Source organism: Amycolatopsis mongoliensis, assembly GCF_030285665.1.
Classification (GTDB): domain Bacteria; phylum Actinomycetota; class Actinomycetes; order Mycobacteriales; family Pseudonocardiaceae; genus Amycolatopsis; species Amycolatopsis mongoliensis.
The window spans coordinates 7,356,018-7,374,592 of sequence record NZ_CP127295.1 but is presented as its reverse complement, the minus strand read 5'-3'; the positions used below and the strand labels follow the sequence as shown (position 1 = coordinate 7,374,592).

At 71.3% G+C, this 18,575-nt stretch carries 22 protein-coding genes and 1 pseudogene; 12 read left to right on the top strand and 11 right to left on the bottom strand.

Annotation, left to right across the window (positions count from 1 at the left end; all coding sequences use genetic code 11):
* Positions 1-111: 111 nt before the first annotated feature.
* The 7 genes from QRX60_RS35500 to QRX60_RS35470 all read left to right on the top strand — a co-directional run bounded on the left by QRX60_RS35500 (position 112) and on the right by QRX60_RS35470 (position 5,501).
* Positions 112-444: a hypothetical protein gene (locus tag QRX60_RS35500; protein ID WP_285995809.1), complete on the top strand. Its 333-nt coding sequence runs from the start codon at positions 112-114 to the stop codon at positions 442-444.
* Positions 445-488: 44 nt separating this feature from the next.
* A complete protein-coding gene (locus tag QRX60_RS35495) occupies positions 489-623 on the top strand; it encodes a hypothetical protein (protein ID WP_285995808.1) in 135 nt (44 codons plus the stop codon).
* A complete protein-coding gene (locus tag QRX60_RS35490; protein ID WP_285995807.1) occupies positions 620-1,057 on the top strand; it encodes a hypothetical protein in 438 nt (145 codons plus the stop codon). The genes QRX60_RS35495 and QRX60_RS35490 overlap by 4 nt, the downstream gene beginning before the upstream one ends.
* Positions 1,054-2,001 (top strand): DNA repair protein RecN, encoded by a 948-nt coding sequence (locus QRX60_RS35485; protein ID WP_285995806.1) that lies wholly within the window; start codon positions 1,054-1,056, stop codon positions 1,999-2,001. The genes QRX60_RS35490 and QRX60_RS35485 overlap by 4 nt, the downstream gene beginning before the upstream one ends.
* Before the next feature lie 14 nt (positions 2,002-2,015).
* Complete coding sequence (locus QRX60_RS35480) at positions 2,016-2,486, top strand: DUF7426 family protein (RefSeq protein WP_285995805.1); 471 nt, start codon at positions 2,016-2,018, stop codon at positions 2,484-2,486.
* Positions 2,487-2,703: 217 nt separating this feature from the next.
* The gene (locus tag QRX60_RS35475; protein ID WP_285995804.1) at positions 2,704-5,217 is read left to right on the top strand and encodes a hypothetical protein; all 2,514 of its coding nucleotides are present in this window, start codon (positions 2,704-2,706) and stop codon (positions 5,215-5,217) included.
* A 104-nt stretch (positions 5,218-5,321) separates the two neighbouring features.
* A complete protein-coding gene (locus tag QRX60_RS35470; RefSeq protein ID WP_285995803.1) occupies positions 5,322-5,501 on the top strand; it encodes a hypothetical protein in 180 nt (59 codons plus the stop codon).
* 243 nt (positions 5,502-5,744) lie between these two features.
* Here the strand turns inward: QRX60_RS35470 and QRX60_RS35465 are convergent, their stop codons facing one another.
* From QRX60_RS35465 to QRX60_RS35445, 5 genes are all read right to left on the bottom strand, one after another.
* A complete protein-coding gene (locus tag QRX60_RS35465; protein ID WP_285995802.1) occupies positions 5,745-6,041 on the bottom strand; it encodes a hypothetical protein in 297 nt (98 codons plus the stop codon).
* On the bottom strand, positions 6,038-6,268 hold the full coding sequence (locus QRX60_RS35460; RefSeq protein ID WP_285995801.1) for a hypothetical protein: 231 nt from the start codon (positions 6,266-6,268) through the stop codon (positions 6,038-6,040). Before QRX60_RS35460 ends, QRX60_RS35465 begins: the two co-directional genes overlap by 4 nt.
* Positions 6,269-6,368: 100 nt before the next feature.
* Positions 6,369-7,361, bottom strand: a complete 993-nt coding sequence (locus QRX60_RS35455) for a helix-turn-helix transcriptional regulator (protein ID WP_285995800.1) — start codon at positions 7,359-7,361, stop codon at positions 6,369-6,371.
* Positions 7,362-7,444: 83 nt separating this feature from the next.
* Complete coding sequence (locus QRX60_RS35450) at positions 7,445-7,717, bottom strand: hypothetical protein (RefSeq protein ID WP_285995799.1); 273 nt, start codon at positions 7,715-7,717, stop codon at positions 7,445-7,447.
* Positions 7,714-8,214 (bottom strand): DUF6907 domain-containing protein, encoded by a 501-nt coding sequence (locus QRX60_RS35445; RefSeq protein WP_408630158.1) that lies wholly within the window; start codon positions 8,212-8,214, stop codon positions 7,714-7,716. The genes QRX60_RS35450 and QRX60_RS35445 overlap by 4 nt, the downstream gene beginning before the upstream one ends.
* Before the next feature lie 80 nt (positions 8,215-8,294).
* Between QRX60_RS35445 and QRX60_RS35440 the strand changes: the two are divergent.
* Positions 8,295-8,492 (top strand): annotated as a pseudogene (locus QRX60_RS35440) (VOC family protein); the annotation flags it as partial.
* 1 nt (position 8,493) lies between these two features.
* Here QRX60_RS35440 and QRX60_RS35435 read toward each other — a convergent pair.
* Genes QRX60_RS35435 through QRX60_RS35420 form a run of 4 tightly spaced genes read right to left on the bottom strand, consistent with a single transcriptional unit; the run spans position 8,494 to position 10,909 of the window.
* Complete coding sequence (locus QRX60_RS35435) at positions 8,494-8,928, bottom strand: DUF6292 family protein (RefSeq protein WP_285995797.1); 435 nt, start codon at positions 8,926-8,928, stop codon at positions 8,494-8,496.
* Positions 8,929-8,987: 59 nt separating this feature from the next.
* A complete protein-coding gene (locus QRX60_RS35430) occupies positions 8,988-9,221 on the bottom strand; it encodes a hypothetical protein (protein WP_408630157.1) in 234 nt (77 codons plus the stop codon).
* Between the two features lie 16 nt (positions 9,222-9,237).
* Positions 9,238-10,533, bottom strand: coding sequence for an erythromycin esterase family protein (locus tag QRX60_RS35425; protein WP_285995796.1), 1,296 nt, complete (start codon positions 10,531-10,533; stop codon positions 9,238-9,240).
* Positions 10,534-10,570: 37 nt separating this feature from the next.
* Entirely contained in the window at positions 10,571-10,909 is a 339-nt protein-coding gene (locus QRX60_RS35420; protein ID WP_285995795.1) for a hypothetical protein, read from the bottom strand.
* Positions 10,910-11,069: 160 nt separating this feature from the next.
* Between QRX60_RS35420 and QRX60_RS35415 the strand changes: the two genes are divergently transcribed.
* Positions 11,070-12,512, top strand: a complete 1,443-nt coding sequence (locus QRX60_RS35415; protein ID WP_285995794.1) for a glycoside hydrolase family 76 protein — start codon at positions 11,070-11,072, stop codon at positions 12,510-12,512.
* 80 nt (positions 12,513-12,592) lie between these two features.
* On the opposite strand, the gene htpG is transcribed toward QRX60_RS35415, so the two are convergent.
* Positions 12,593-14,497: a molecular chaperone HtpG gene (gene htpG / locus QRX60_RS35410; RefSeq protein ID WP_285995793.1), complete on the bottom strand. Its 1,905-nt coding sequence runs from the start codon at positions 14,495-14,497 to the stop codon at positions 12,593-12,595.
* Positions 14,498-14,660: 163 nt separating this feature from the next.
* Between htpG and QRX60_RS35405 the strand changes: the two genes are divergently transcribed.
* The 3 genes from QRX60_RS35405 to QRX60_RS35395 all read left to right on the top strand — a co-directional run bounded on the left by QRX60_RS35405 (position 14,661) and on the right by QRX60_RS35395 (position 17,645).
* Positions 14,661-15,599 carry an alpha/beta hydrolase family esterase gene (locus tag QRX60_RS35405; protein WP_285995792.1) on the top strand — a complete coding sequence of 313 codons (939 nt, stop codon included), beginning with the start codon at positions 14,661-14,663 and terminating at the stop codon, positions 15,597-15,599.
* Positions 15,600-15,709: 110 nt separating this feature from the next.
* Positions 15,710-16,171 carry an HNH endonuclease gene (locus QRX60_RS35400; RefSeq protein WP_285995791.1) on the top strand — a complete coding sequence of 154 codons (462 nt, stop codon included), beginning with the start codon at positions 15,710-15,712 and terminating at the stop codon, positions 16,169-16,171.
* 127 nt (positions 16,172-16,298) lie between these two features.
* The gene (locus QRX60_RS35395; RefSeq protein ID WP_285995790.1) at positions 16,299-17,645 is read left to right on the top strand and encodes a protein kinase domain-containing protein; all 1,347 of its coding nucleotides are present in this window, start codon (positions 16,299-16,301) and stop codon (positions 17,643-17,645) included.
* On the opposite strand, the gene QRX60_RS35390 is transcribed toward QRX60_RS35395, so the two are convergent.
* Positions 17,642-18,514 carry a LysR family transcriptional regulator gene (locus tag QRX60_RS35390; RefSeq protein WP_285995789.1) on the bottom strand — a complete coding sequence of 291 codons (873 nt, stop codon included), beginning with the start codon at positions 18,512-18,514 and terminating at the stop codon, positions 17,642-17,644. The genes QRX60_RS35395 and QRX60_RS35390 overlap by 4 nt on opposite strands.
* Positions 18,515-18,575: the final 61 nt, after the last annotated feature.

Below are 18,575 nucleotides of genomic sequence, written 5' to 3'. Positions count from 1 at the left end.
GGCCAGGCGCCGGACGTCAGCACCACCACCGCCCGCCAGGCGCGAGCGGGGATCGCGTGCAGGCCACGCGAGACACCCCAAACCAGCACTGACCGTCCCGAAAGGAGCGTCATGACGACGACCACCACCGCCCCCACCTCCAGCACCCTCCGCAGGTACACGCCCACCGGCTCCGGCGGCGGCACCACCGTGTCCTTCGCACAGCGCACAGAACCGGTCTACATCGACGAGGCGGCGTGCACGACCACCGAACCGATCATGTTCAAGGTCACCTGCCCCGACCTTCCCGCCGGTGACGGGCACCAGATCGACCTCGTGGCCTACGTGCCCGCGGGAGACCCGGACCTCCCCAGGCTGCAGGACGACCAGCACTACGTGGTCGAGCCCGTCGACCACGTGCCCGCGGCCTACCTGGTCGCATCCGGCATCCTGGCGTCCGCGTGACGACGCCCGCGGCCCCGGTCCCCTTGACCAGCCCCCTCGCCCAGGTGACCGCCATATTCCGCACGTTCCACGCGCGAACGCCCGAGAACCGCCACGAGCTCGACCCGTTCGACCCGCCCGTCCTCGACCAGAACAGCCACCACCTCGACCGCCTCACGGCCAACCTGGCGGGCGGATGACCGGCTCGCTCGCCTCGGCCGACCCGCACGCCAGATCGCACGAGATCGTCGGCGGCCGGGCCCTGGACGCGGCCGACCCGACGCACAACGTCCCGGCGGCCGCGTGCCTGGTGTGCGGGCGCACGGACCGTCGCGTGCTCCACCGGGTCAGCCTCACCCCGCCCGACATGGCCGCCGCCAGCCTCCCGGCCAGCGAGCCGCCCGTCCTCTGCCTCACCCACTACGCGGCCGCCATGCGCAGCGTCGGCACGCCGACCCCCACGGGGAACTGCCCGCGGTGCATCGCCTGCGGGTTCGACGATCCCGGCTACTTCGGGCCGGTCGCCACGTTCCCGCTGCAGTCCGGCATCCCGGTTACCCAGCCCGTCTACCGCGCGTGCGCCCGGCACCTCGCCGAGGCCATCGCGGCGCTCACCCAGGAGGCATCAGCATGACCAGTCCCCGCGGCCCGTGGGGCCGCTCGTGGGGTCGCCGGCTCTCGGCGATCCAGCCGTACACGCCGGTCCAGTCCGCCCCGACCGACCAGCACCTCGAAACCCTGCGCCAGGCACCGGCCCGCCTGCAGGACATCCTCACCGAGCACCGACAGGCGCTCGCGGACATCCACAACGCCACCAACGCCGATACGCACCTCACCGACGAGGGCAAGGCGGCCCGCAAATCCGCGCAGGTCGAGCAGATCCAGAGGCGCAGCAGTCAGGCCGTGGCCGCGCTCGACGACGAGACCGGCTCGGCGTACGGCGCACTGCAGCAGCGATCCGCCAACGCCCTCCCCGAACCCACGCCCGGCGTTCAGGGCATGCTCGCTCGTCAGGCCGCGTGGTCGCGCGTGCAGACGCTGCTCAACGCCGGCATGCCGCAGCAGCAGGTGATCGACGAGGCCGACGATCCCGAGACGCTGCACGCCCTCGCCGAAGAGCTGCCGACAGTCCTCCGTGCGCAGGGGCTGCACCCGGACGACGCGCGCGCGGTCCTCGACACCGTGGACGACCGACTCGCGGAGGTCACCGGCGAGGACGCGGCCAACGCGCGGCTCGCCGCCCGCGAAGCGGATGTCCACCAGGCCGGCCTGGAGCCCCTGTTGTCGCACGCCCGCGCTGAGGCGTCCGGTCAGGGTCACCGCGGCGGTGCGCTGGCGGCCGCGGTCGCGGCACAGCAGGCTCGATCCCGGATCGCCGCGGGCGTGTCGCTGGAAGACGACGAGCGACCGAACGCGAGCTTCGGTCGCGGCCTCAATGCGGCCGTCACTGCCGCCGCTTCCCGGCCGACCATCCTGCGCCGCGCGATCAACGACCAGATGCTCCGCGCCGCCCAGCGCCCGCAGGCACCCACCGACCAGGCCAACGGCGACGCCGGTGGCCGAAACCCCCAGTACTGAAAGGAGTTCTGCACGTGACGGTCAAAGACCTGTCGGCCTACCTCGCCGACGACGCGCTGTACGTCCCCGTCGACGGCACGACCTACCGGATCCCCTCGCCCGACGCCCTCACCGGCCTCAAGCTGATGAGCATCTACCAGCTCAGCGAGAACGTCGAGATCACCGAGGAGGCAGCGAAAGCCCTCGCCAGCGAGAGCCGTGATCTCCCCCAGCTCGTGCTCGGCGACGGCCTCGACGAACTCGTGGCCGGTGGCGTGTCCTGGGTCAAGATCCAGCGGATCACGCGGTACGCGCTGCTGTTCTTCACCCTCGGCGAAGAGGTCGCCGACCACGCGATGACGGCCGGGAGCCTGTCGGGGGAAGCCCCGGCCCCGAGCCCGAAGCGACGCGCCACGGGCGCATCACGGGCCGGGGCGACTACGACCCAGCGTCGGGGCTCCACCGCTGGTACGACGTCCCGGAAGAAGCCCGGACCGGCTCGGTAGGCCCCACCTGGCCGGAGCTGCTCGACCAGTGGCTCTTCGTCGAGTGCGACCTGCACGAGACGTTCGGTATCGACGTCGGCGACCGCGCCCTGATGCACGCGCGGTCCTGGCACTGGCTCAGCACACGAATATCCGGCCTGTTCGGCGCTGATACCCGCGTGCGGCGCCACTTCTTCCCGCCACCCCCACCGCCTGACCCACCGAGGAGGTAGCTCCGTTGGCCTTGAACATCGGCGAACTCGTCGCCTACCTCAAGATGGAGAAGCGCGACTGGGATCGCACCAAGGTCGCCGCAAAGCAGGACCTCGAAGACATCGGCAAGGAGGCCGAGAAGTCCGGGCAAAAGGTTGACCGGTCCACAAAGGACGCTGCGGGCAAGGCCGAGAAGAACTTCAACGGGATGAAGTTCGCCGGCCTCACCGCGGGGCTCCCTGCCGCTGCTGCCGTTGGGGCGGCCGCGGTCGCCGGGAGCGTCGCTCTGATGACGGCCGGGTTCGTCGCGTTCGGCGTCGCCACCGTCGCGAAGTCGGACGCTGTACAGGCCCGGATGAGCGTGCTCTCGTCGCAGTTCAAGAGCGACGCCGCGACGATGTCCGAGCCGCTGCAGGACGACGTCGTAGGCGCCATCGATGACGTGGGCGCCGCGTGGGTGCGGCTCCGCCCGATGGTCACGGCCGCCGTCCAGGCCTCCGCGCCCCAGATCCGGCAGCTGACGGGCGCGGCGACCGACCTCGGTGAGAACGCCATGCCGGGCGTTCTCACCGCCGTACGCGCCGCTGGCCCGGTGTTTCAGGGCCTACGGTCGTTCGCCGCCCAAGCAGGGCAGGGCATCAGCGAGTTCTCCTCGAACGCCTCACGGGGCGCTCAAGGCGCGGGCGACGGGCTCAACATCCTCGGCGGCATCGTCCGCACCGTCGAAGCCCGACTCGGGTCGCTCTTCGCCAACCTGGCCAGCGGCTCGGCCGGCCCCCTCCGGTCGTTGTCCGTGATCGTCGACGAGGTCACCGGCGGCCTCGTCGACCTCACCTCGCAGGGCTCCGGCGCACTCGGCGTGCTGCAAGGCTTCTCGTCGGCCGGCTCTGGCCTGGCGACCGTGCTGCACGGCGTGCTCACCGCGGTGTCAGCGCTCCCGCCCCAGGTGACGCAGTTCGTCGGCGGGATCGGCGCTGCCGGGATGATCCTGAGCAGGTTCGGCGTGGACGCCGGCGCCAGCTTCAAGGGGCTCGGCGACAAGATCAAGGCGGCCGACGGCGTCGGCGGCAAGTTCAAAACGACCATGTCCGGCCTCGCGTCCGGTGCCTTGAGTCCGGCCACGCTCGCTACGGCCGGGCTCGGCGTGGCCCTGCTGCTCATGGGCCAGGACGCCGAGCGTGCCGCGAAGGCAGCGGCCACCCTTGACGCCTCCCAGCGGAGCTACACCGAGGCCCTACGCGCGTCCAAGGGCGCAATCGACGACAGCGTCCGCGCATCCGTCGCGCAGGACTTGGCTCAGAAGAACATCAACGGCAACAGCAAGTCCCTTTTGGACTTCGCGAAGCAGTACGGCGTCGCGCTCCCTCAGGTCACCTCCGCCGTCATGGGCGAGCAGGACGCCCTCGACGCCGTCAACCGGCAGCTCGACGCCTACGCCAAGGCGAACCCCGACGCGGCGACCACCGTCGGCGCGCTCAAGGCCGCGATCGCCGCGAAGGGCGTCGCATTCCGCGAGAGCACCGACGCGACCGCGGCCGAGGCGTCGGCGACGAACCAGTCGACGGAGGCGCAGAACAAGTCCCGCGAGGCCGTCAACGCGCTGACGCAGGCGATCTACTCGCAGCAGAACGCCCAGCTTGGCTACCGCGGCGCGGTGCTCAACTCTAAGCAGGCCCTGGCCGACTACGCCAAGGTGTCCAAGGACGGCAAGGCCACCGAGGACGACAAGGCCCGGTCGCTGCTCGGCGTGGAGCAGGCATTCGCCGCGCAGGAGCAAGCCGCGTACCAGGCTGCGTACGCGAACTCGCAGGCCCGCGACGAGTCGGGCAAGGTGTCCGACGCCCTCAAGGCCCAGAACCGCGAGACGATCAACCTCGCGAACTCGTGGTCCGGGCCGCTGCCGGCCAGCCTGCAGCAGAGCATCGCCAAGATGTCCGTCGCGGACCTCACCGCGTCCGGGCTCAAGGTCAACGTCAACAACCTCGGCCAGGCCGTCGTCCACCTCCCGAACGGGAAGGACATCGTCCTCACCTCGAACGCCGCGGCCGAGGAGGCGAAGGTTGCGGCTCTGCGGGACCGGATCAACGAGCTGCGGAACCGCGAGATCACCATCGCCGTGAACACCTTCTACGGCACGTCCGGCCGCGGCTCCAGCCTCACCGGGCCTGCCATCGCACGGGCGGAAGGTGGCGTGGTCAAGCCGATGGCAGCTGGCGGAGTCCTCGGCAACGCGCTGGGCGGTATCCGTCGCCTGTCGCCGATGTCCGGCGCGCTGGCGACCGTCGTGCCGCCGAATACGTGGCGCGTGATCGGCGACAACATGCGCGTGCCCGAGGCGTTCATCCCGCTCGACCGCGGCTCAAGCCGCTCGCAGGCAATCCTCGACCAGGCGAACGCCGCGATGGGCCGCGGCGACGGCGTCGCGGTCTCCGGCGGAGGCCGGGCGGTGGTCAACATCGGGACGTTCAACCCGCCGGCCAACGCGTCCCCCGCGGACATCGCGTACGAGCTGGACTGGATGGCCCGGGCTGGGGGCTGATGGGCTTGGAACCCGGCCGGCGCGCCCGCCCCGAGGGGAAGGAGGGCAGACGCATCGGCCGGGAACTCAGGCTGCTCACAGGCCAAGATCTCTAGGGTCGGCGGATGTCGATCAAGCGTCAGCCCGGGGAGTCTCGGGCCCAGTTCATCCAGCGCCTGGTCGCCGCGGCGCCGCCGCTCACCGAGCAGCAGCGAGCCAGGCTGAGGCCGGTGCTGGCGTCGATGCGCGAGCCCCAGACCGACCGGGGTGGTGGTCCGGCCGCCGCGCTGGGCAGTCCCTGCTGAGTTGCCGGAAGGAGACGCGTGCGACGGGGCGGAGTGGACACCCAGCCGCCGCACTCGTCGGGGGAAAGCGCGGCGGCCGGGCTGATCAGGAGTCCCGGGGTTCCGGCACCAACTCGTCAGCGTCGCCCGGGGCGTCCGCATCCTGGCTCCCGGCCTCGGCTCGTCGGCGGTCGACTGCATACGCCCAGGCCATCGCCCGCGCAGCCAGGTCGATGCCCTCGGCGCCCTTCCCGGTGATGGCCATCAGAGCCGTCCGAGCGAGCGCACGTGCTCGATCGCGGCGACGGTCCCCTTCACCTGGTCCAGCGTCGGCAGGGCGGCCGCGTTGACGACGATCACGACGCTCTTCTTCCGGACGTCGATCACTTCGGCCTGGACTCCGCGCTGCTCGAGGTGCTTCACGAGCTGGTCGTTCCACTCGTCGCGGTCCAGCTGGCCGTACGTCTCGTAGGGGTAGGCCATCCACTTGCCGGCGGCGAGCTTGCCCGCGACGTCGTCGAAGTCGGGAACCCGCTGCAGCTGGGGAGCGTGCGCGTTCACCGGTCTTCCTCGAGGTTCTTCCGCCACGTCGCCTCAGCGGTCTGGCGGAGCGCGGCGAGGACGCGGGAGACGACCTCCGGGAGCGGGACGATGACGATGGGGCCGCCGTCGATGCGGACCCCGGTCTCCAGCCGGCCTTGGTGCTCGATCTCCCCGACGAACAGCTTCACCGGCTTCCCGGTGCTGTCCACGGTGGGGATGGCCCACACGTTCCGTAGATCGTCCATGAAGCCGAGCATCGACCGGCGATTACCGCTGGTGAAGGGGATGCGTGATGCGCATCGGTATGCGCATCACCCCTGAATCGGTATGCGCATCACCCCTGAATCAGCTCGCGGCCCTGGCCTGCTCCAGGCCGTCGCGGTACTCGTTCGTCCACTCCGCCCCCTGCTGGTCGTCCGGCAGGTTGTCGAGCCCGGTGCGCAGGTGGTCGACGGCGACGTCGTTATCGCCCAGCGCCAGGTGTGCGAGGCCGCTGTTCAGCCGCTGAAAGGTCGGCGTGAGCCAGTACGCCGTCGGCGGCGGCTCCTCGCGGCTGGACTCGTCGATCATGCCGTCGGCGGTGTCGAGCAGCCGCAGCGCCGCGTCCCGCTCGTCGATCTTCGCGTAACCCTGCGCAGCCTGGATCGCGTCGCCGATTCGCTGGGCGATGTGCGCGCCGGGCGTGTTGTACGCGGTGAGGAACCCACGGATCATCGCGCGCGGCCGGCCTTGCTGTCGGGCGAGGTAGCCACGGAAGTTCAGGGCCTGCGCGGCGAGCGTGCCGTCTTCCGCCTCGTCGGCCAGCTCCTCAGCTTGCTCGAGCAGCCGGACGGCTGGGGCGTCATGGCGGGCCTCGGCGTGCAGCCAGCCGGCGAACTGGACGTGCTCGCTGGCGACGGACGCCAGCTGCTGCCGAAGCGGCCCGTTCACCTCCTTCAGGAGGCCAGTCACCATCTCCGTCTGCGCGAGGGACGCAGGAATCAGGGGGTCGGGGCCGAGGACGTCGTCGAGCCGTCGCTGTGCTGCGAGGCTGTCGGCCAGGGCGCCGATCGCGGCCTCGTCGATCCGGCCGGGGAACCGCACGCTGTAGGCGATGCGGTCGCGGTCGTCGGCGGTGATCGGGCCAACGTCGAGCCTCGGCCGGAGTTCGAGCAAGAGCCCTCCGCCGCCGAGCAGTTCGTCGAGCCGGGCGGCGATGCTCTCGTCGGGGCGCTGCAGGCCAGCCTCGTAGCGGGACAACGCGGACTGGGCGACGGGCACGCGCGGCGCAAGCGCGCGTTGGGACAGACCGGCCGCCTTGCGCAGGCGCAGCAAGGCGTCGCCGAAGGACTCAGCCATCGGACCCTCATTCGCGGAGGCTCTTCGCGTGGCCCCCGGGGATCAGTCCGGGGGCGCTCCCTCCGCGAAGAGGTGTGACCAGGCTACCGGTCCTCGGCGGCCTCACGCAGGCGGACGATCTCGACGAGCGTGCCGACGACGCCAGCGAGGCCGAAGAGCGCGACGATGCCGAACGCGGCACGCTCAGCCGGGTCGCCGAGGATGTCCGGCACGAGCGCACCGACGGCGCTGAGCACGGTGACGCCGGCCAGCAGGATGAACGCGATGCCGGTGATCCACACGAGTCGACGGGTCCTCATGCCCACATGAGTCGCGTCGATCACCGGCCGCGTTACGAGCACGATTCCGGTGGTCACTGGCCGTCTTCCACGGGATCGGCCTGCTTGGCCAAGTCGACCAGCCGGCCGAGTTCGGCGACCCGGCGCGCCTTCGCCCGCCACTGCGGGCTGACGATCCGAAGCACTCGCTGCTGCCACCTGGGCCGCGGGTACCGGACGCCCCGGGCCTGCCTCGCCAGCTTGAGCAGCATTCGGCCGACCTGCTCGGCCTCGGTCACCGTGAGGTCCAGATCGATGTTGTGGCTCGTGAAGTCCGACCAGATCGAGATCCGTGGGCCAACCTCGCGGAAGCCCTGCTCCATGCCGACGTGCAGGTGAACCGGCACCAGCTCTTTGCCGGTCGAGAGCTCCTGGAAGGTCGACTCTTCCAGGAGGGGTTCGAAGTCGAGCGACCTCGAAAAGTGCTTCCGGTCCTCCGGCGTCGCGTCGGGCGAGTGCACCCCGTCACACCAGGTCGGGCAGGGAATCACGTCTGCAGCACGCAACCACGAGCGGGTCTCAGTAGTCTTCTTCACGGGTCGGACCTCAGTTCCGATCAAGGCCCTCGGCTGGTGTTCGCAGCACCGCCGGGGGCCGACTGCCTTTGATTACTTGTTGGCAGCCTCTATCGGAGGAGAAGGCGGTCAAGAACCGGCTGCACCTCGATATCACCCCGGCGGCCGGTGACCAGCGCGCGGAGGTCGAGCGGCTGGTGATGCTGGGTGCGAAGGTCCTCGAAGACCCGCCGGACGACCCGTGGATCGTGCTCGCGGACCCGGAGGGCAACGAGTTCTGCGTCCTCCCGCCGCGCTGACTCAGGCCTGGCCCTCGGGGAGGCAGACGGTGTCGCGCGCGTAGGCGGCGAGGCGGTCGTCGAAGCCGTCCGGGGCCCCGGGTCTGCGGAAGTCCGGGGGCTCCGGCTGCCCGGGATAGCTGTCGCCGTAGAGACCGCGTACGAACGCCACCACGGTCTTCGGGGCCGGCAACACGTCTTCGCCGAGGTAGGCGAGCACGACCACGTCCTCGCCGGTCGCCGACTCCACCGCCGCGGCCCAGCCGTCCCGCTCGTCCCACAGCAGCGCCGTTTCGTGGTCCGGGAACCGCGCGAGCCGCTGCTCCAGCGCCAGGTACGCCGTGGCCGGCGCGTCGACCTCGCAGAACCAGGCGGGCGCGTCCAGCTCGGCCGCGACGGCCAGGAGGTACTGTCTCAGCCCGCGCGCCGCCGCGCCGAGCCCGTCCCGTTCGATCATCACGCGCCTGCCCATCCGGTCGGGGACCCCCGCCGGGTGGTACCCCGCCGCCCACCCGGTCAATCCCGGCGTTCGCCCAGGTGGAGCAGCGTGTCGAGGACATCCTCGTCGCTCGTCTGGCGGAAATCGGCGTACCACTGACCGACCGCGCGAAAGTCCGGCGGTTCGGTGACGCAGACGACGTCGTCGGCTTCGTGCAGCAATCCCGCCGCCGCCTCGGGGGCGCCGACCGGCGCCGCGGCGAGCCGCCTGCCGCCGTCCTCGCGGTCGGCGAAGACCCGCTGACCGGCCATGTCCGCTCCCTCCGCGTCACTCCCCGCCCGGGTCGGTCCGCGCCGGGACGACCGGCGTGTCCGCCTCCGGTTCCCAGCGGTGCAGCGGGGTGATCGCGGTGGTCTCGTCGCAGTGCACGAACGCGTCGTAGCGGGCCGCCGGGACGGTCGGGACGTACCCGCCCCTGTCGTGGACCACCCCGATCGCGCGGTGCCCGCGCAATTCGTGCGCCCAGCCGGCGTCGTCGTCGAAGACGTACAGGCTGTCCTCCCCCGGTGCGGCGTCGTGCAGCACGCCTTCGAGGCTGTCCGGGCGCGCCTGTGCCACGGTCGTCCGGCGCACCGATCCGCCCCAGTGGTCGGCGGCGACCACCGACCCGCGGTGCGTGCCGAACCCGACGGCCACGACTCCGTCGGCGGCGTGCCGTTCCCGCACCAGCTGCCCGAGGTTGACCATGCCCGCCGTGGCCATGGCGGTCGCACGGGCGTCGCCGACGTGCGCGTTGTGCGCCCACACCACGGCTTTGGCGTGCGGGCCGTACGCACGCAGCAGCCGGTCGAGGGTGTCGCTCAGGTGCGCGTCGCGGACGTTCCAGGCGCGTACCCCGCCGCGCAGCAGCTCGCGGTAGTAGCGCTCGGCGCCGGCAGCGACCTGGGCGTTCTGCTCGGCGGCGAACGCCGGAGGGAGGCCCGGCACGCTGTCGATGCGCGCCGCCGACCGCAGGGTGGTCAGCAAGCGCACGACTTCTTCGCGGCAGTCCTCCGGGACCAGCCCGGCGGAACCGTCGCGCGGATCTTCGCCGTACGGCTCGAAGCACCGGAACGCCCGCAGCGCCGCGTCGACCCGATCGGGCGCGTGCTCGCGGAGGTAGCCGACGATGCCGCGCAAGGACTCCTGGAGGCCGTAGACGTCGAGACCGTGGAAGCCGCACGGGATCCCCGTGCCGGTGGCGTTGAACGAGCGCAGCCACGCGGCGAACTCGGCGACCTCTTCGTTGGCCCACAGCCAGGTGGGCCACCTGCGGCACCCCCACAGCGCCTGGCCGGGGTCGTTCGGCGCGCCGGGCGCCCCGGCGACGCACGAGTGCACCCGGTGGCACTCCGGCCAGTCCCCTTCGACGGCGACGAACGAGAAGTCCCGTTCGGCGAGCAGCCGCTGGGTCAGCGCGGCCCGCCAGCGGTAGAACTCCGCGGTGCCGTGGGTCGCCTCGCCGAGCAGCACGATCCGGGCACGCCCGATCCGCCGGACGAGCGGGTCGAGATCCTGCGGGCTTCGCAGCGTCGTGGCTGCTTCGCGGATCGCCGTCACGTCGTCGAGCAGGGTTCCGGACATGCTTCGCACCTTCCCGTTCCGGCGAGGGGCGAAACCCTCAGGGACGCCAGCCGTCCTGCCAGTCCGGGTGGGCTTCGTACACCGAGGCGACGAGTTTCACGGACGCGTCGTCGTGGACGTCCCGGATTTCGCGGCGCAGGAACTCGGCCTTTTCGGCGAACGGCACCGGATGCCGGTCCTCCATCGCTTCGACCGGCCCGCCGGCGAGCAGGAGGCCGACGCCGTCGTCGGCGTACATGATCCGCAGCCTGCCCCGTCGTTCGGCCTCGTCGAGCAGGGGCAGCTCACCGGCGCGGACCCGCTCTTCGTCCTCCGCGAGCCGGGCGAGCACGAACTCGTCCAGCTTCACGGCCGGGGTGTCGTCGAGGTTCGTCATGGCCGGGGGTTACCCGCGCCCCCGCGGGCGCACACACCGCCGCTCGATGTTCGTGTTGCCGCCCGTGAATTCCTGTCCGAAACCTGTCTCGGTAAGGACTGGACCAATATTATTAGCTCCCGAGAATGGAGACATCGCCCTTCAGCGCGGAAGGTAGCCGATGCATCTCCTCACTCCCCTGCTGGCCCTGGTCCTGGCCGCCACTCCGACACCGGCCCCGAGCCCGGCTCCGGCCGCCCCGCTCGCGGCGATCTGCGACAAGTACTGCGACGCCAGGGATCCCGCACTCTCACCCGGCGACCGTGAAGGCGCTTCGGCGTCCATCAGCGGACGCCGGCTCTCCCTGCACCTCGACGACGGCGACGACATGGGCTGGGCGGCGATCACCGGCGGTGCGGCCGGCGACCACGTCTGGCTGGACCGCTCGTTCGACGCCGGGCGCACGTGGGCGTCGGGAAGCAAGCTGGGCGACACCGCGACGCCGTCCGGGTCGACCGGCTGGCGGACCCTGATGTACAACGCCGACGACTGGAACAACCGCGGTGTCGGGCTGCTGCGGGCCTGCGGGCAGCCCGCGGGTTCGGGGAGCATCGCCTGCACCGGCTGGGCGCGCCCGACGTGGAACGCCTGGGACCGGCGCACCGCCGCCGCGACGGCGTTGATGGAGCGCTACAACCAGAGCACCGGCCTCTTCGACACGACCGGCTGGTGGAACTCGGCCAACGCGCTGACCGCGATCATCGACAACGCCCGCGTCAGCGGCATGGGCAGCTACCGGTACGCGATCGACACGACGTACACGAAGAACCTCGCGGCCCAGGGCGGCCAGTTCCGGAACGACTACCTGGACGACACCGGGTGGTGGGGCCTCGCCTGGGTGGACGCGTACGACCTCACGGGCGACAGCCGTTATCTGAACACGGCCCGCGCCGACGCCGACCACATGTACGCCTACTGGGACGGCGTCTGCGGCGGCGGGGTCTGGTGGAGCACGAGCCGCACCTACAAGAACGCCATCCCGAACTCGTTGTACATCCAGCTGAACGCGGCCCTGCACAACCGGATCGCGGGCGACACGACGTACCTGGCGCGCGCCCGCGCGGGCTGGACGTGGTTCTCGGGCAGCGGCATGATCAACGGCTCGAACCTGGTCAACGACGGCCTGACCACGTCGACGTGCGCGAACAACGGCCAGCCGACCTGGACGTACAACCAGGGCGTGCCGCTGGCGGCGCTGACCGAGCTGAACCGCGCGACGGGTGACGCGAGCCTGCTGACGAAGGCCCGCGCGATGGCGAACGCGTCGACGACGAACGCGTCGCTGAACCCCGGCGGCATCCTCCGCGACCCGGGCGAGACAGCCGGAGGCGGCGGCGCGGACGGCCCGACGTTCAAGGGCGTCTACGCCCGGGACCTGGCGGCGTTGAACGCGGCGCTGCCGGACCACCCGTACACGGGATACCTGCAGCGCCAGGCGAACTCGGCGTACGCGAACGACCGGAACGGCGCCGAGGCGTACGGACTGCTGTGGGCCGGCCCGTTCGACCAAGCCGACGCGGCCCGCCAGCAGAGCGCACTGGACCTGATGAACGCGGCCCCCTGACCGAGCCGCTCTGCCGCAAAGGGTCGTGAGTGGGAAACAGGCTTAGAACACTGTTTCCCACTCACGAGCCCGCGCGAGTATCAGAGGGTCTTCTCCAGGCGGCCCGCCAGGAGCTTGATGAACCGGGCCGGGTCGCCCAGCTCGCCGCCCTCGGCCAGCAGCGCCATCCCGTACAGCAGCTCCGCCGTCTCCGCCAAGCCCTCGTCCTCCGGGCGGGACGCGTGTGCCTCGCGCAGGCCCGTCACCAGCGCGTGCTCCGGGTTCAGCTCCAGGATCCGCTTGATCGGCGGCAGCTCCTGCCCCATCGCGCGGTACATCTTCTCCAGCGTCGGCGACAGGTCGTGCGTGTCCCCGACGATGCACGCCGGCGACGTCGTCAGCCGCGACGAGAGGCGGACCTCCTTGACGTCCTCGCCCAGCGCCGTGCCCATCCACGACAGCAGGCCTTCGAAGTCCTTGTTCTGCTGCTCGCGCGCGACCTCGGTGGCCTTCTTGTCCTCGTCCGACTCCAGGTCGACCTGGCCCTTGGCGATCGACTGGAACTGCTTGCCGTCGAAGCCCGGCACCGCGTCGACCCACATCTCGTCGATCGGGTCGGTCAGCACCAGCACCTCGAAGCCCTTGGCCCGGAACGCCTCCATGTGCGGCGAGTTCTCGATCGCGGACCGCGACTCGCCGGTCATGAAGTAGATGTGTTCTTGGCCGTTCTTCATCCGCTCGACGTACTCGCGCAGCGAGGTCGGCTTCTCCGCGTCGTGCGTCGACGCGAACGACGAGATCTCGAGGATGGCCTCGCGGTTCTCGAAATCGTCGAGCAGGCCCTCCTTGACCGCGCGGCCGAACTCCCGCCAGAACGTCGCGTACTTCTCGGCGTCGGCGGTCATCATCGTCTTGACCGTCGAGAGGACCTTCTTGACCAGGCGACGGCGGATCAGCTGGATCTGCCGGTCCTGCTGCAGGATCTCCCGCGAGACGTTCAGCGAGAGGTCCTGCGCGTCGACGACGCCCTTGACGAACCGCAGGTACTCGGGGACGAGCGACTCGCAGTCGTCCATGATGAAGACGCGCTTGACGTACAGCTGGACGCCGCGCTTGCGCTCCCGCAGGAACAGGTCCATCGGCGCGTGCGACGGCAGGAACAGCAGCGCCTGGTATTCGAACGTCCCCTCGGCCTGCAGCCGGATCGTCTCCAGGGGGTCCTGCCAGTCGTGGCTGACGTGCTTGTAGAACTCGTGGTACTCGTCCTCGGTGACCTCGCTCGACGAGCGCGCCCACAGCGCCTTCATCGAGTTGACGGTCTCGACCTTCGGCTCCTCGCCCTCGGTGGCCTCGCCGGCCATCCGGATCGGCCAGGTGATGAAGTCGGAGTACTTCTTCACGATCTCCCGGACCTTCGCCGGGGACGTGTAGTCGTAGAGGTGGTCCTCGGCGTCCTCGGGCTTGAGGTGCAGGGTGACCGCGGTGCCCTGGGGCGCGTCCTCGACCGGCTCGAGCGTGTACGTGCCTTCGCCGCTCGACTCCCAGCGGACGCCCGCGGTGGTGCCCGCCTTGCGCGTCACGAGGGTGACCTTGTCCGCGACCATGAAGCTCGCGTAGAACCCGACGCCGAACTGGCCGATGAGGTCCTGCGACGCCGCCGCGTCCTTGGCCTCCTTCAGCTTGTTCAGGAAGTCGGCGGTGCCGGACTTGGCGATGGTGCCGATGAGCGCGACCACCTCGTCGCGCGTCATGCCGATGCCGTTGTCCCGCACCGTCAGGGTCCGCTCGGCCGCGTCCGTTTCGAGCGCGATGTGCAGATCGCTCGTGTCCGCGTCGAGGTCCTTGTCGCGGTACGACTCCAGCCGCAGCTTGTCGAGGGCGTCCGAGGCGTTGGACACGAGCTCCCGCAGGAACGTGTCCTTGTTCGAATAGATCGAATGGATCATCAGCTGGAGCAGCTGACGGGCTTCCGACTGGAACTCCAGCGTTTCGATCGGGGTGGTCACTTCCGGTCCTTCCGGGTGCGTCGGCCGAGGTGGGCCGATCCTACCGAGGCGGTCCGGCGTTCCCGGTGCTCACCCGGTCGCGCACTTTATGAACGCAATGTAGGTGGGCCGCGCCGCCCGGGGTGATGCTGGCCACGCCCCGCTGCCGATCAAGGAGGATCGAGTGCCCGGACCCCTGCCCCGGTGGGCGGCCGCGTTCGCCGCGGCCTGCGCCCTGACCACCGCTTTCGCCGCTCCCGCCGCCGCGGCGGGCGTGGTCGACCACCCCGTCCGCACCACCGGCTGCGGCCGCGCCGCCCCGGTGCCGTCCGGGGTGACGACCACCCGGCACGTCGTCTCCGGCGGGCTCGACCGCGAGTACACCGTCCACCTGCCGGCGCGCTACGACCCGCGGCGGGCGTACCCGCTGGTCCTGTCGTTCCACGGCCACAAGCGCACGTCGCAGTACCAGGAGGAGCTGTCCGGCTTCTCGGCGCTCGACGCGATCTCGGTCTACCCGCAGGGCCTGGTCGGCACCGACGGCGAGACGGCGTGGACCGGCGCGCCGTACTCGGCCGCCGCCGACGACGTCCTGTTCACCAGCGACCTGCTGACCTCGCTGCAGCGCGACCTGTGCGTCGACGCCGACCGGATCTTCGCGGCCGGGAAGTCCAACGGCGGCGGGTTCGTCGGCGTGCTGGCGTGCCGCCTGGCCGGCCGGATCGCGGCGTTCGCCCCGGTGTCGGGCGCGTTCTACCCGCAGGGCGGCGACTGCCGGCCGAGCCGCCCGGTGCCGGTCCTCGACTTCCACGGCACCGCCGACACGACCATCCCCTACACCGGCAACCCGGCGAAGGGCCTGCCGGCGATCCCCGACTGGCTGGCGGCCTGGTCCACAAGGGACGGTTGCTTCCCGAAGCCCGTTTCGTGGACGCCGGTGCGCGGAGTCGTCGCGCAGAAGTGGCTCGTCTGCGACCGGTGGAGCACGCTCGAGCACTACCGCGTCGAAGGTGCCGGGCACGTCTGGCCCAGCACGAAGCCGAACAACGACTCGGCCACGCCGACGGTGATCGACGCGACGCCGGTCATCTGGCGGTTCTTCCGCACGCATCCCCTGCGGTGAAACACGATTGACGCACGTCGCGCCCCTCGGCGACGATGAATCGCACCAGGCAGAAGCCGCCCGCCGGACCAGCCGACGGGCGGCTTTTGCGTCATCGAAAGGGGTTCGCCATGCGCGTACTGGTGCTCAACGCCGGTTACGAGCCGCTGCAGACCGTGTCCGTCCCGCACGCGATCCGCATGCTGGTCCGGCACGTCGCCGAGATCCACGAAGCCGAGGACGGCCTCGCCTACGGGCTGTTCCCGCGCCCGAAGATCGTGCGGTTGCTGAGATACGTCGTCATGAAGTGGCGATATACGCAGCCGCCCCGCTGGTCCCGCCGCGGGGTGCTGACCCGCGACGGCCACCGCTGCGCGTACTGCGGCCGCCGCGCCACGACGATCGACCACGTGACGCCGCTCAGCCGCGGGGGTGAGCGGACGTCCTGGCTCAACACGGTCGCCGCCTGCGGGGGCGCGTCCCGCAGCTGCAACGCGCGGAAGGCGGACAAGCTGCCGGCCGAGGCGGGGATGACGCTGCGGTTCACCCCGTACGTCCCGACGTGGGACCAGCTGCACGCGCTCGCCGCGTGAGGCCGCGGCGGGTCGCGCCGGTTCGCGACCCGCCGCGGCACTCGTCGGCGGCCCGGCGGGCAGGTAGTTAAGCTCGAACCGATCGTCCCCCGCATCCGTGTGTTCCGGGGAAGGCCGGGAGGTCGTCGTGACCGACGCAGGACAGCTGATCGCCGGGCGCTACCGGCTGGTCGACCGGATCGGCCAGGGCGCCATGGGCGTCGTCTGGCGTGCCCGCGACGAACGGCTCGACCGTGTCGTCGCGGTGAAGCAACTGGGCTACGACCCCTCCGGCGGCGGCCAGGGCGGACCGCGGGCGCTGCGGGAGGCGCGGCTCACCGCGCGGCTGCGGCACCCGCACGCCATCACCGTGCACGACGTCGTCGAGCACGACGGCGCTCCGTACCTGGTCATGGAGTACCTGCCGTCGCAGAGCCTGGCCGACGTCCTGCTGGAGCGGGAAAGCCTGCCTGCCGATCAGGTCGCCCGCATCGGCGAACAGGTCGCTTCGGCGCTCGCCGCCGCGCACGCCGAAGGCATCGTCCACCGCGACGTCACGCCCGGCAACGTCCTCATCACGCCGGAAGGCGTCACGAAGATCGCCGACTTCGGCATCTCCCGCGCCGCCGGCGAAGGAACCGTGACGGGCGGCGGGTTCATCGCCGGCACACCCGCCTACCTGGCGCCCGAAGTCGCCGGGGGCGCCGAAGCCGGGTTCCCCGCGGACGTCTTCTCCCTCGGCGCGACGCTCTACCGCGCGCTGGAGGGCACCCCGCCGTTCGGCACCGACGACAACACGATCGTCCTGCTGAAGCGGATCGCCCGCGACGAGGTCACCCCGCCGAAGCACACGGGCCCGCTGGCCGAGGTGCTCGGCCGGCTGCTGCAGCGCGACCCGGCCCAGCGCCCGGCGATGGCGGAGGTCCAGGAGCTGTTCGAGGCGGTCACCGGCGGCCGTCCGCTGCCCCCGCCGCGTCCCCGGCCCCGCACCGGAACCCGCATGCTGCGCCTCCCCCGCCCGCGCCGCCGGGCGGTGCTGGCGTCCGCGGGCGGAGCCGTGCTGCTGGCCCTGGGCGTGGTGATCGGGACGGCGCTCGTACCGGACGCCACCACGCCGATCGCGGCGCCGACGTCGTCCACGCCCCCGGCCACTGCGCCCCCGGCGACCACCACCTCCGCCGCCGACCTGGGCTGCTCGGCCAGCTACGCGGTGACGACCTCCTGGCCGGGCGGCTACCAGGTCCAGGTGACGGTCCGCAACGACCACGGCACCGGCCTGCGCGGCTGGAAAGTCCGCTGGTCCCTCCCCGACGGGCACCACATCACGGGCCTGTGGAACGGCACGTTCACGGTCGACGGCAAGACGGTGACGGTCGACAACGCGGACTGGAACGCGAAGCTGGACGCGGGCGGCTCGACGACGTTCGGCTTCAACGCGGTCACCGGCAACGGCAACGCCGCCGCCCGGCCGGAGCTCACCTGCCGGACGGTCTAACCGCTCTCCCGGGCTGCTCGTTCCAGGCCGTCCAGCACCGTCCGGACGTCCGGCCGCCGCGCGAGTCCCGAGCGGGTCAGTGCGAACACCTTGCGCGTCAACGGTTCTTCGAGCGGGTACAGGTGCACGCCCGGCGGACCGTCCGGCAGCGCCATCTCCGGCACCAGCGCCACCCCGGCGCCGGCGGCGGCCAGCGCGACCAGCACCGCGAAATCCGCGGATTCCGCCACCACCGACGGCACGAACCCCGCCGCACCACAGGCGCGCCGGATCATTTCGTAGCACGAGAGGTCCGACGTCGGCACCAGCCACGGACGGTCCGCGAAGTCCGCCAAGCGAACCGGCGTGGGCTCCTGCCGGGCCGACGCCAGCAGGACCGGTTCCTCCAGCAGCACCCGCTCCTCGCACCGCGGCGGGATGTCCCGCGGCACCAGCGAATAGCTGTGCACCACCGCGATGTCGACGTCCTGGCGGCGCAGCGACGCCAGGGCCGCGTCCGGTTCCTGCTCGACCAGCCGCAGCGAAACCGGTCCGGCCCACGCACGCGGCAGCAACCGGCGCGCCGCGGAGGCGAAGGCGGCCACCCGCACCGTCCCTGAGCCGTTCCCGGCGACCGCGGCCAGCGCGGACTCGGCGGCGGCCAGGTCGTCGAGGATGACCTCGGCGTGGGAGACCAGCAGCCGCCCGGCCGGGGTGAAGGCGAGGACCCGGCCCTGCTTCTCCAGCAGGGGTACGCCGGCCTCGCGTTCGAGGGCCGCCAGGTGCTGCGAGACGGCCGGCCCGGTCAGGTGCAGCGCCACGGCCGTGGCGGCCACCGTCCGGTGCTGGGCGAGGGCGTGCAGGACGCGTAGCCGGCGGAGCTCCAACATGAAGCCAGACTTCCTGATTCCAGAAGAAACCGTAACTGGTACTTAAGCAGCGTACCGCCGA

Excerpts from the sequence above, each read along its gene's own strand:
- QRX60_RS35500 (WP_285995809.1), top strand. The coding sequence starts at position 112 with ATGACGACGACCACCACCGCCCCCACCTCCAGCACCCTCCGCAGGTAC.
- QRX60_RS35490 (WP_285995807.1), top strand. The coding sequence starts at position 620 with ATGACCGGCTCGCTCGCCTCGGCCGACCCGCACGCCAGATCGCACGAG.
- QRX60_RS35485 (WP_285995806.1), top strand. The coding sequence starts at position 1,054 with ATGACCAGTCCCCGCGGCCCGTGGGGCCGCTCGTGGGGTCGCCGGCTC.
- QRX60_RS35470 (WP_285995803.1), top strand. The coding sequence starts at position 5,322 with ATGTCGATCAAGCGTCAGCCCGGGGAGTCTCGGGCCCAGTTCATCCAG.
- QRX60_RS35460 (WP_285995801.1), bottom strand. The coding sequence starts at position 6,268 with ATGGACGATCTACGGAACGTGTGGGCCATCCCCACCGTGGACAGCACC.
- QRX60_RS35455 (WP_285995800.1), bottom strand. The coding sequence starts at position 7,361 with ATGGCTGAGTCCTTCGGCGACGCCTTGCTGCGCCTGCGCAAGGCGGCC.
- QRX60_RS35435 (WP_285995797.1), bottom strand. The coding sequence starts at position 8,928 with ATGATCGAACGGGACGGGCTCGGCGCGGCGGCGCGCGGGCTGAGACAG.
- QRX60_RS35430 (WP_408630157.1), bottom strand. The coding sequence starts at position 9,221 with ATGGCCGGTCAGCGGGTCTTCGCCGACCGCGAGGACGGCGGCAGGCGG.
- QRX60_RS35425 (WP_285995796.1), bottom strand. The coding sequence starts at position 10,533 with ATGTCCGGAACCCTGCTCGACGACGTGACGGCGATCCGCGAAGCAGCC.
- QRX60_RS35420 (WP_285995795.1), bottom strand. The coding sequence starts at position 10,909 with ATGACGAACCTCGACGACACCCCGGCCGTGAAGCTGGACGAGTTCGTG.
- QRX60_RS35415 (WP_285995794.1), top strand. The coding sequence starts at position 11,070 with ATGCATCTCCTCACTCCCCTGCTGGCCCTGGTCCTGGCCGCCACTCCG.
- QRX60_RS35400 (WP_285995791.1), top strand. The coding sequence starts at position 15,710 with ATGCGCGTACTGGTGCTCAACGCCGGTTACGAGCCGCTGCAGACCGTG.
- QRX60_RS35390 (WP_285995789.1), bottom strand. The coding sequence starts at position 18,514 with ATGTTGGAGCTCCGCCGGCTACGCGTCCTGCACGCCCTCGCCCAGCAC.